At 45.2% G+C, this 11,745-nt stretch carries 11 protein-coding genes; 2 read left to right on the top strand and 9 right to left on the bottom strand.

All coding sequences use genetic code 11. The features are described from left to right. Positions 1–75: 75 nt before the first annotated feature. From ASG33_RS24990 to ASG33_RS24980, 3 genes are all read right to left on the bottom strand, one after another. Positions 76–411 (bottom strand): DUF6787 family protein, encoded by a 336-nt coding sequence (locus ASG33_RS24990; protein WP_056292120.1) that lies wholly within the window; start codon positions 409–411, stop codon positions 76–78. 183 nt (positions 412–594) lie between these two features. Continuing rightward, entirely contained in the window at positions 595–1,716 is a 1,122-nt protein-coding gene (locus tag ASG33_RS24985; RefSeq protein ID WP_056292113.1) for a cytochrome-c peroxidase, read from the bottom strand. Positions 1,717–1,736: 20 nt separating this feature from the next. Further along, a complete protein-coding gene (locus ASG33_RS24980) occupies positions 1,737–2,549 on the bottom strand; it encodes an MbnP family protein (RefSeq protein ID WP_229238857.1) in 813 nt (270 codons plus the stop codon). A gap of 271 nt (positions 2,550–2,820) precedes the next feature. Here ASG33_RS24980 and ASG33_RS24975 point away from each other — a divergent pair, with 271 nt between their 5' ends. Both ASG33_RS24975 and ASG33_RS24970 read left to right on the top strand, forming a co-directional pair. Then, positions 2,821–3,501, top strand: a complete 681-nt coding sequence (locus ASG33_RS24975; protein WP_056292109.1) for a MotA/TolQ/ExbB proton channel family protein — start codon at positions 2,821–2,823, stop codon at positions 3,499–3,501. A gap of 15 nt (positions 3,502–3,516) precedes the next feature. Further along, positions 3,517–3,909, top strand: a complete 393-nt coding sequence (locus tag ASG33_RS24970) for a biopolymer transporter ExbD (protein WP_056292104.1) — start codon at positions 3,517–3,519, stop codon at positions 3,907–3,909. A 174-nt stretch (positions 3,910–4,083) separates the two neighbouring features. On the opposite strand, the gene ASG33_RS24965 is transcribed toward ASG33_RS24970, so the two are convergent. The 6 genes from ASG33_RS24965 to ASG33_RS24940 form a co-directional block, all read right to left on the bottom strand. After that, positions 4,084–5,109 (bottom strand): Gfo/Idh/MocA family protein, encoded by a 1,026-nt coding sequence (locus ASG33_RS24965; RefSeq protein WP_056292339.1) that lies wholly within the window; start codon positions 5,107–5,109, stop codon positions 4,084–4,086. A gap of 74 nt (positions 5,110–5,183) precedes the next feature. Continuing rightward, positions 5,184–7,025, bottom strand: coding sequence for a M56 family metallopeptidase (locus tag ASG33_RS24960; protein ID WP_056292101.1), 1,842 nt, complete (start codon positions 7,023–7,025; stop codon positions 5,184–5,186). A gap of 10 nt (positions 7,026–7,035) precedes the next feature. After that, positions 7,036–8,775 carry a M56 family metallopeptidase gene (locus tag ASG33_RS24955; protein ID WP_056292098.1) on the bottom strand — a complete coding sequence of 580 codons (1,740 nt, stop codon included), beginning with the start codon at positions 8,773–8,775 and terminating at the stop codon, positions 7,036–7,038. 14 nt (positions 8,776–8,789) lie between these two features. Then, complete coding sequence (locus tag ASG33_RS24950; RefSeq protein WP_031528244.1) at positions 8,790–9,164, bottom strand: BlaI/MecI/CopY family transcriptional regulator; 375 nt, start codon at positions 9,162–9,164, stop codon at positions 8,790–8,792. 154 nt (positions 9,165–9,318) lie between these two features. Next, positions 9,319–11,310, bottom strand: a complete 1,992-nt coding sequence (locus ASG33_RS24945) for a response regulator (RefSeq protein ID WP_056292095.1) — start codon at positions 11,308–11,310, stop codon at positions 9,319–9,321. Between the two features lie 27 nt (positions 11,311–11,337). After that, positions 11,338–11,745 carry a response regulator gene (locus ASG33_RS24940; RefSeq protein WP_229238855.1) on the bottom strand — a complete coding sequence of 136 codons (408 nt, stop codon included), beginning with the start codon at positions 11,743–11,745 and terminating at the stop codon, positions 11,338–11,340.

Raw genomic sequence — 11,745 nt, 5'->3', positions numbered from 1 at the left:
TGTATAAATAAAATAAGGAGTACAGGAAAGGGAATCCTGTACTCCTTGAAAATCAATGCGGGATATATCTTTGATTTATTTGTTGCCTTTAAACTTGGCTGCAACCCAGCGGAACATTTTCTTTTCTTTTTCCCAGAAAAACGAAAACTGACCCAGCAGAAACCCGTAAGCCAGCAACAGCGTCTGGTACATCGGGAATATAAAAATGATGTAGGTGATGGTTTTAAGCCACATCGGAGTAAGGTCGTCGTAGCCAAGGAGGTAAAAAAGTCCTTTTCTGAACCACACCACCGAAGAACCAGCCAAGCTAAAAACAGCCAGTACGATCAGAACTTGCCTGGTTGTTTCCAAACCCCATCTTTCCTGCATTTTGCCCAACCAGGGCTGTGCATTTTTTTCTCCGCTTTGCATATTTTACTTACCTGCTTTTTTGAATTCTCTGCAAAGAAACAATGCGCATCGCAATTTTCCTTGATTTTAATGAATGTTTAATCATGACCTTAGTCAGTGGATAAAGTATAACTTTTAATATTAAAAGTTAAAAAGTAAGCACCAAAGCTAAACGCCGAAAGCTCATCGCCGAAAGCCGATAGCCTAAAACGATGTCCCGACACCCGGATCTGAAAAGCGTTTGTCACTGATGAACTGCTGGTCATTTAATGTCCGCAAAAAGGCGATGATGGACTGCTTTTCAGCTGCATTAAGTTGTATGCCTGGCTTTGCGCCGGTTTTCAGAAGCGGATCAAGGGTAACCGATTCGTGGATGCTGGATTTTACATTGTCGTTGGCATAATGGTTTAAAACCTCCTCCAATGTATTAAAACGACCATCGTGCATGTACGGGGCAGTCAGCCCGATGTTGCGCAGGCTGGGTACTTTGAATTTTAACCTGTCATTTTCATTTAAAGTGATCGCGTACCTGCCCTGATCGTTGATCCGGTTGGGTGGCAGTCCGTTGTTTCTGAAACTATGATCGGTGAAAAGCTCCGTAGCGTGACAGGAACTGCATTTTTGTTTGAAAACAGACAATCCTTCCTTTTCCTGTGCATTCAATGCAGAAGCGTCGCCTTGTAAATAATAGTCGTAGCGCGAGGTAGCTGATACCATCGTCATCATAAACTGCGACAATGCTTTCATCATCTTATCCGCCGTGATTTCTTCTGTTCCAAAAGCTGCTTTAAACATTTTGGGATAATCAACCTGCTTGGCTGCACCTGCTACCGGCGTTTTTTTAAGCTTGTCAATCACATTGCCGGTACGTTCGCCCATTTCTACTTCATTTTGAATAGGTACCGGGGGAACTTCGTCCATAGCATGCACGCCGCCGTCCCAGAAAAATGAGGTACTCCAGGCCATATTCTGTACCGAGGGTGAATTCCGCGTGCCGATCAGATCGTCGACGCCGTGGCTGAGATCATGGCCATGGTGGGTGAAGGCAGCCTGCTGCTGGTGGCAGGTTCCGCATCCGATTTTATCTGTTCGTGACAAAATACCGTCGTAAAACAGAAACCGGCCCAGCTCGATTCCTTCTTCTGTCAATGGATTTTTCGACAGATCGTAAACAGGCTCCGGAAAATACGAGGGCTTTTTAAATTGTACGGATTTAGGACCCGTTGGCTCAGGCTCAGGCTTCGGATTTTCGGTTTCCTTTCCACAAGAAAATGCGACCAGCGCAAGCCAGGCGAGCATTACCAAAAATTTGAAAACGTTTTTCATACCAGACTACTGACTTGTAATCAGTTGGCTTGCACTTCCTTTACACTAAACATATTTGCATAGTTAGCCGCGATATTTGCCGAGAAAGGCATGAACATCACACCCGGGTTTTTCGCAATGCTCAATTGCGTCGGTCCACCAAAGATTTTGAGGATATCCGCTTTAATGTAGACCTGCGGCGACGTAGTGGTTGACACAGCTGCCGTTTGATTTCCAAAACTCAGTTTAACAGTTTTGATATTATTAAGCGTCTTCTCGGTTCGGCCGCCGAAACCACCAATGTGGTACTCGTATTTTCCATTAGCTGTGGTCGACACCTCTGATTTCCCTTCGAATTTCAGGAAAATATAACCCGGGTTCCAGTTCCAGTACATTGTTTCTTCATTGGTCGGGCCGGTATATATATCCAGAATCCCTTTTCTGTTCTCAGGCTCGTCGATACTTTTTAGGCTGTCTACCCCAATTACGTATTCTATTCCGGTGTAATTGCCCACCGGGATATCGTTGATCCTGACGGTTTGCGAGGGTACATTTCCTTCACGGATCAAAAAGTAGCTCGAATCTTTCGGTACCGTAAAGCTGCTGCCGTCGGCTTTGGTGAGCCTGATGTTTGATACATAATAATTTAGCCGCGTCACAGTGAAGTCTTCTCCGGCCACATTGATGTAATTGCCGCTGTTTAAAACCAGGTCTTCATTGCCGACCATATTGTCGAAATGCACGAGCATACTGCCTGATTCGACAGTCGGTTCATCATCGTTAGAGCAGGAAAGTTGAAAAAGCGCCAGTGCAAGGAAAGTAATGGCGACAGATACTGAGGAGTATTTTTTCATAAACTATCGGGAAACAGAACGAAGGTATTTACCTGAAGAATATAACAGAAAATAGGCGGTATTTATGCGAAATGAGGTTTTGTTTTCGTGCAATTGCCTCATTTATCTTTTATGTATCTACCTAAAAATGTGCATTACTGTTCCCATAGAGTAATTTTTCTATATTTGCCCTTTAAACAATATGGGAGGCCTGCCTCCGTTTATGTTCAAAGTCATTTTTCCAGGATTGACCTCTGTTCCATTCGCTTAAACTTTCACTATTATATTTAATATGATGCTTCTGCAAGCACTTACTGACTCTACGGTAGCCGCGCCTGTTGCTGACCAGGGACTTTCCATTATAGATCTTCTCGCAAAAGGGGGTTGGGTTATGTTACCGCTTGGATTGCTTTTCCTGGCAACTCTTTTTTTGATTATCGAACGCTTCTTAGGAATTAATGCGAACGGAAAGATCGAGCATCAGTTTGTTGATAATGTAAAAGATTTTATTCAGCAGGGAAACCTTAAATCTGCCGAGTCACTTTGCCGTAACCAGCGCAATGCTGCCGGGCGCATTCTGGAAAGAGCGATTGGCCGCATTGGTTATCCGATTAAGGATATTGAAACCACCATCGAAAACGCAAGTCAGATCGAAATCCAGCGCATGGAAGGGAATTTGCCTTACCTCGGTGTAATTGCCGGTATTGCGCCTATGCTTGGATTTGTGGGTACGATCTCTGGTATTATCCGGATTTTCTACGATATATCCATTTCAAACGACTTCAATATCAGCACAATCGCTGGGGGTATGTATGAAAAAATGATTACGTCCGGCTCAGGTCTGATCATTGGTTTGATCGCCTATGCGGGTTACCACTTGCTGAACATGAAAATCGACGGGTTTGCATTGCGTTTGCAAATGGCGGCTTCTGATTTTCTGGATGTATTACAAAAGCCGGTGGCTGCGAAGTAAAAAGACAATTTATTTATGAAAATACGTCGCAAGAGCCGGTTTGCCCCCGAGGTGTTCACACACTCGCTCAACGATATTATGTTTTTCCTGCTGCTGTTCTTTTTGATCATCTCCACGATGTCAAATCCGAACGTGATCAAGCTAATGCTTCCAAAAGCATCGGCAACGCAGCAGATGTACAAAAAGCAGATTACACTGTCTGTGGATGAAAATAAAGGCTATTTCATCGACAAAGAACCAATCCCATTCGACCGGCTGGAAGCTGAATTGCAAAGCATTTTCGCCAACGTAGAAGAGCGCACAGTCGTTTTAAGAGTAGACAAAAACCTCGCAGTACAAGACCTGGTAGACGTACTCGAACTAGGCGCCAAGAACGATATTAAAATGGTAATGGCTACTGCGAAGTAGCCATTATGGAGAATAGATAAAGGATTTGTCAGTCTGAGCGGAGTCGAAGACATTCTGCAGCTGTCTTCGACTCCGCTCAGACTGACAATACAAGATTGTAGCTTCCATCTTCTGTTTTTTACTTTCGATCTACTTTTTCGTTCCTCCCTTTCGTCCCTTTCCTCCATCCTCCCTTTAATTCCCAGCACTTTCATAAATCCTGCCAACTATTTCCTGTAAAATAGCTCCTTGTTGGGCGTTGCAGATATTGCTAGGCTTTCCGTCAATGGCATCCAGGAATGCAGTCGTGTTTTTGAGCTGGATATCTGTTTCTGCCAGGTGCGGGAAGTGGGTGTTTGCCAGTTCTCCGCCCGTTTCCGTAAAGAGCCCAAGCGGCTTGTACATTGCTCCTCCTTTTGTGCCGAATACTTCCAGGTTCACGTCTTTTTCTGCCTCCATATTCAATGCAAATGAGGCTGACAAAGTAATGCTGGCATTGTTCGGAAATGATAAGTGTGCAAAACAGGCATCTTCTACTTCAAAGCTGTCTGCATTCCATTCACCCATCAAACCTTTGCCGCCGGCTTTTCCGATAAAATCATAAGTGTTAGCCACCACTCTGTCTGGCAGTTGATAATCCATCATCTCCAACGCCAGATCAAGGATATGTACGCCCAGGTCCATTAAAGCGCCGCCGCCCTGCACAGATTTATTGGTAAAATTGCCCCAGCCCGGTATTCCGCGCCGTCTCAGGTAGCGTGCATTGATATGGTAAATCTGACCTAATGTTCCTTCCTGTCTGGCTTGTCGGATGAAGCCGAATTCAGGCGTTTGCCGGAGTTGCAGATTATAGGCGAGAACCTTGCCTTTGCTTTGGGCAAGATCTGCCATTTGCGCAGCTTCCGCGGCGGTTAATGCAGGTGGTTTTTCACAAAATACGTGACAGCCGTTTTCAAGTGCCTGCATGGCAAATGGATAATGCAGGTTGTTTGCAGTACAAATCACGACAAAGTCAGGCCGGCCTTCGCCTGCATACATTTCTTCGGCACTATCGTAAGCAAAGGGAATCTGGTGCTGGTCGGCGAGCGCACGGGCTTTTTCCTTAACCCTGCTGCAAATTGAAACAACTTCAACCCGGTCCGATAAGCGCTTTAATGCGGGAATGTGATTCTGGTCGGCTATGTGGCCGCCGCCGATAATAGCGGCTTTAAGAAGTGACATGCTGTTATCTCCAATGATGTTTGCCGTAAAATATGGAAACATTATCAGAAATAACAGCCTGGCTAGCTATCGCATTAATTGTCTTTCTTCAACTGTTGTTTTTGATACTTGTATTTTCCTGTTGTTTGAAGACTCATTGCAAAAGCGGGATGATTGGAACTCTGATAGTTCATAAACCGATAGCTGCTTGAATCGGCTTGATACCTGTACTGTGCTTTCGGCGGATCTACGGAGGGTTTAAATGTTTTTGGCTCAAAATAGGCAAGTGACGAGCTAAACAGATCTTCAACTTCTACTTTGGCTACCTGAAAAGCATTCGTAAATCCAGTCGTTTTTGGCAACTGAAATCCCTGCCGTTTATCACCTTTTGCAGCAGCCAGGTCAAACTTGATCTCAATGGTCTGCGTCATTTCCAGCGGCTCGCCATTCTGAATGCCGGGTTTCCATTTAGGCATACCTTTAACCAGGCGAACAGACTCTCCATCCAATCCGAAGCCTACACCTTTCACTATTAACACATTCTGCAGGCCGCCCTCTTTGTCAACTGTAAACCTAACAATAACGGTGCCTTCTACATTCGCTTTGAGTGCAGGAGCAGGATACTTGGTATTGCTTTTCAGATACTCGATCATGGCCGCCTGCCCGCCTGGGAACTCCGGTTTTTGCTCCGCTACTGTAAAAGTTTTGTTAGCAGGTTTCCCATTCGGCGCAGCGGCTTTGGGAGCAGCAGGCTCTGGTTTGTTCGGGGTAGCTGTAATCGTCGGACCTTTTAAAACGGTATCGTCTGGTTCTATGACAATGGCGTATGTAGATTTCCCTTTGGTAACAGCCACTTCCTTCGACTTGAACTGAATGTGGCTAACGACCAGCGACGCGCCCGCTGCTACATTTTCTAATTCAAAATTTCCATCCTTATCCGTCGCGGCGCCCTGTGTTTTGTTTTTAACGATCACAATTGCGCCTGGTATCGGCTTGCCATTTTTATCTGAAATTCTTCCCTTAATCATTGCATGATCGGTCAGTATCGCGGGACTTGCGGTTCGCGGCTGAGGGATATATTCGCGGGCTGCTGTTAAGAACACAGCGGTGACTGTAATAGGCAAGATCAGCAGATACTTGCTCAGGAGCCATTTGGATGTGCGGTTTTTGTAAATCATTTTGATGCGGTTTTTAAGTAACGAAGCATTTGAGAAATGATTGGTAAGTACCTGTCCGGGTACATTCAACGCGTAGGAAACAAGGAAATGCGCATAGGTGTCACGATTGGCAGCTTCCATATCTGCCAGGTATTCATGTAAAGTCTGCAATGATCTTTTGTAGAACCAAACCACCGGATTGGCCCAGAATAGAACTTTGAGAATTTCAATCAGTAAGATATCCAGACTATGCCACTGGCGGATATGCACATGTTCGTGCCGGAGAATGGTGTCAGGATTGTTCTCATAATCGGCCTGGTTGACAACCAGCCATTTGAAAAATGAAAATGAACCGGAGTTCGTCTTTTTAGCTTGTTTGTAGTCTAGAAAAATAAGGGTATACGCTTCCAGCTGAATGCGCTCGCCATTTTTGACCAAAACAAATAACTTTTGAAAAGACCGTAACAGCTTAGCCAGCATGAACATGCAACCCGACACATACACCCAAAACAAGATTTGCGACCAGCTAACCTGCTCTTCCGGTGCCGCGGGTGTTACCGCATTCGCTGCGACCTGCTGCATCATTTCTGTACTTTGCTCCGCAACCTCCACAGGTGTGTAAAACACGATAAGTGGGAGAAGGAACGAAGCTCCGATTGAACCCAGCAAGTAGATCCGGTTCCATTGAAAAAATGTATGTTGGCGAAAAAACAGCCAGTAGCAGCAATAGAAAAGGATCAGGTACAGGTTGGCTTTGGCCAGATAAATGAGCATTTCCATATAGTGGGAGCTATTTTTTTGTTGTGATCAGCACTACCCCATTTTTGCCTTCTTCTCCGTAGATCGTAGTGGCACCCGTCTCTTTGAGCACACTTATCGATTCTATCATATTCGGGTCCATCTTGCTCACGCCATCGCCATTTGCCAGCTTAACACCGTCTACAATGTATAAAGGAACCTTGGCAACAGACAGGTTAGGATTGGCTCTGATCTGTATTCCGGAACGCGGCTCCGGGTCTAATTGCTGCACTTTTGTAGTAGGCTGGTTGGTAGCTCCGGCAAGCGGCACGAATGCAGTGACAGTGGCCGTCTTGATCGTTTCAGTCGAATTTGGTTTGGTTGTAATCTCAATGACCCCATTCTTGCCTTTGTTTCCATAAATGGAAGTGGTTTTGAAATCCTTCCGCACATTCACTGAGGCGATTTGGTCTGGAGACAGCTTTCTGGCATCATCAGCGTTTTCAAGTTCTTTGCCGTCTACAACATACAGTGGCGCCTTTTCACCAGTTTGTATGTTCAGCTTAGCCTGGTTATCTGCTTCTTCCAACTGGAAATTAATGGGAAGTACATATTTAACGTTAACCTTTTGTCCGCTCTGCTCGCCGGGCTTCCAGTCAGGAAAGCTCCTTAAAACACGTACTGCCTCCTCGTCGCATCCGTAACCAATTCCTTTCAGTACATTAATGGTCTGTATCTTACCTGTTTCAGTCACTATAAATGAGAGGAACACCCTTCCCTGTACATTGGCCTTTACAGCGGCAGTGGGATATTTGATCTTTTGCGCTAAAAACCGATGCATTGCATCTGTACCTCCCGGGAATTCAGGCTGGGTTTCAACAACCGTAAAAACCTTCGCAGGCAATATTTCCTCTTCTGTTTTCGCTACCTCAGGCTCGCTGTAATCTTCCTTCTCGCAGCCAGCAACCAGCAATGCAGTGGCTCCTATCATTGTGGCAGCAAACAGGTAAGTGCTGAGCAGCCATTTCGGACTCCGGTTTTTGTAGATCATCTGGATTCGGGATTTAATTTGTGATGGTTTGAAAAAATGGTTTGTCAATGAAGCAATGGGCGCATTCAACGCATAACTCACCAGAAAGCGGGCGTAATTTTCGCGGTTTGAAGCTTTCGAGTCGGCGAGGAATTCGTGTACCTCCTGCAAATCTCTTTTGTAAAGCAGGAGAACGGGATTAAACCAGAAGAACACTTTCATGATCTCCACAAAGAGTATATCGGCGCTGTGCCACTGCTTTGCGTGTACCATTTCGTGGCAAAGAATGTCGTCAAAATGGCTTTCATAATCGTTTCTGTTGATCACGATCCATTTCAGAAAGGAAAATGAGCCGATCTGGTTGGAGTCGATCATCACGACGGTACAATCTTCCAGCTCGATCACTTCGCCTGCCATCAAAAACCTCCGCAGCTGATGTATATGCCTGAAAAGCAGATAACCCGAAATGAGCAGCCCGATCGCATACAAAATCCACGCGACCTGCACCCAGGTAATCAGCGGCTGCTCTTCCTGAACAGCCGAAATGGAAACTGCTGCTGTATTCACCTCGTAAATAACCGGCAGCGCAGGTGCGGTTTCGGGGTAGATTACAAATGGTAATGCAAATGCAACGGCAAGGGAGCCAAGCAGATAAAACCGGTTCAGCTGAAAAAAAGTGTGCTGCCGGAGCATCAGACGATAACAGGCAAAAAGCAGGATCCAATACAGGTTCACCTTGCCGAGATACAATAGCATTTCCATGGCTAACAGGGTTTTTATTGTTCGTTTTTGTGCTGATTGATCAGCTTCATGATTTCGTCCAGATCTTTCGTTTTCAGATCATTGTCCTTTACGAAAAATGAAACCAGGTTAGGCAATGAGTTATCAAAGTAATTGACCATCAATTGCTTCATCTCGTGGCGCTTATACTCCTCTTCGCTGATGAGCGGGTAATATTCGTGCGTTTTTCCATACGCTGTGTAGCCCACAACTTCTTTCTTTTCCAGGATCCGGATGATCGTCGAAACGGTGTTGTAAGCAGGTTTGGGTTCAGGCATTTCGGCCAGTATGTCTTTTACAAATGCCTTTTTAAGTTGCCATAGAATCCTCATTACCTCCTCCTCAGCGCGTGTCAATGTGCGTACTTCCATAATTTTGAGCTGTATTATTAAATTTTAACTTGGTATTATCTCAAAGTTAAGACTATTCATTTAGTTTCAAAACTATTTTATTAGTTATTTGAAATTATGTAAAAAAAAAGCCCGCATTCAATGCAGGCTAATACTTTCAAAATTGTTCAAACAACTAGTATCTGGCTACGGGAGCGGGTAGTTCTTTCAGGCTGCGGCTGATCACGCTGATCAGTTCATCGGCTTTGAACGGTTTTGTTACAAAGCTGCTGAACCTGACACCTTCCAGCTCCTTTTCAGCGAAAGTATCTGCCGTAAATGCAATCACCGGGACATTGATGAGGTGCGGATACGATCCCTGGATTGTTTTCATAGCTGTTATACCATCCATTACCGGCATTTGAATGTCCATCAGGATCAGGTCAAACTCTGCATGGTCGAGGTGTTCCAATAGTTCTTTTCCATTGTTGCAAATCACAAAATCAGCTTCCCACTTGGATAAAAGGTGTTTCAGCAGGATCTGATTGGCAATAATGTCCTCGGCAGCGAGGATACGGTAACCTTTGAGCGAGATATGTTCAACCGGATCAGCCTGTACTACATTCAGGTCTTTCTCTGCTTTGCCGAAATTAAGTATCACGCTGAATGTAGCGCCCTCGCCCAGTTTGCTTTGGGCTGTAATGCTTCCGTTCATCAGCTCCGCAATCTTACGCGTGATGCTCAATCCAAGCCCGGTACCGCCGAAATAGTGTTTCGCATTGTTCTTATGTGCCTGCGAAAAGCTTTCGAAAATGACGCTCAGCTTGTCTTCTGAGATACCTATCCCCGAGTCGACTACATCAATTTTCAGGTCTACGCTGCTTCCGAGATCTTTGTGAAGCGATACGATCACTTTTACAAAGCCGCCTTCTTCTGTGAATTTGATCGCATTCCCCACCAGGTTGACCAATATCTGATTCAACCGGTAAGCATCTCCTGTGAGCAGTGTCGGCGTGTTTTCATCAAATTGATAAGTCAGATCAATGGCCTTTTCTTTTGCTCTAACTTCAAAGGTTTTGATCAGGTAGCTCAGTTTCTCCCTCAGGTCGAAATCGAAGTTTTCCAGGCCAAACTTGCCAGCTTCTATCTTAGAGAAATCGAGTATGTCGTTCAGTATGACCATTAAATTATCTGCCGAATACTTGATCATCTGCAGATACTCGCGGTCTTCATCGGGAAAATCACGCGTCATTAAAAGGTCGGTGAAGCCGATAATCCCGTTCATGGGCGTACGGATCTCGTGGCTCATCGTGGAGAGGAAATCAGATTTGATCCGCGTCGCTTCTTCCGCGTCGCGTTTCGCCTTGATCAGTTCCTTTTCAACGTTTTTGCGACTGGTAATATCAATAGCAGTACCCAGCACTTCCTGCACAGTTCCGTTTGCATTGCGCTTGAAAGGTACTTCCCTGGTGATGATCCAAACTTCCGATCCGTCACGGTGCAGCAGCCTGAATTCTTTCTCCACCACATCCGAATCCTTCACCCAGTGCCGCATATAGTGGTAATGCCGGCGGAATGTAAGCTGGTCCTGGTCATTCACAATCCGCGAAAGGGCATTGCTGCTTTCCGGCAGAAGCTCATCGTCGGAGTAGCCCAGTATTTTCGATATCTGCTTATTCTGGAAGATATTCGTCCATTTTTCAATATCGATTACATAAATGATATTAGGGGAGAGTAATGCGATTTTGTTGATAAACTCCTCCTTTTCAGCCAGTTCCTGCTTGGCCTGCTCTCTTCCTTTCCCGGCTTCGAGCATTTGCCCCATTGTATGGAACGTCTTCGTCAGCTTCTCCGGCGTAACTTCCGACTTGGGAAAGTAATCCATTGCGCCCGCCTTCATCATTTCGACAGCAATACGCTCATCGCCCTGCGAAGTGAGTACAATAACCGGCAGGTTAGGAACAATGCGCTTAATCTTTTTCAGCAATTCCAGTCCATTCGTTTTTGGGAGCTGGTAATCGAGAAAAATGCAGGAAGGAATCCATACGTCGAGCATCTGCAGCGCCTCTTCCGCATATTTACAAATCCTGACCTCGCCAACATCCAGCAAAGACTTCTGCATTGCACGCATAAAGTACATCGCATCAATGTCGTCGTCTTCTACTAACAAGATATCGGGACTGATCATGATTTTTAAGAGATAACGCTGAGATTTTTATTCGGGAAATTCGCAAAGTGTCCAGTAGCTGTTCAATGTGGATACAGCGGCAATAAACCGGTCCATCGATAATGGTTTCAGGATATATCCGGCTACATTCAGGTTGAAAGCGTCGATCTTGTCGCTGTCTTCATTAGAGGTAGTCATCACAAATACAGAAAGCGAACTCAGGTCCGGGTCCTGACGGATTTCTTTCAGAAATTCGATCCCGCCCATTCTCGGCATATTGAGGTCCAGCAATACAATCTTTGGCCTTGCAAACTCATTTTCAGGATTGCGTAGCATAGCGAGGGCATCTATTCCGTTCGAAGCTACGACCAAACGGTTTGAAATATTGTTTTTTTTGAATGCCCGTTTGACATTCATAACATCTACTTCGTCATCCTCTACAAGAAGGATTGTCAT

The organism is Dyadobacter sp. Leaf189, from assembly GCF_001424405.1.
In the GTDB taxonomy this organism is placed as follows: domain Bacteria; phylum Bacteroidota; class Bacteroidia; order Cytophagales; family Spirosomataceae; genus Dyadobacter.
The sequence above is the reverse complement of the archived record's forward strand: the minus strand, read 5'-3'. Positions and strand labels throughout refer to the sequence as shown.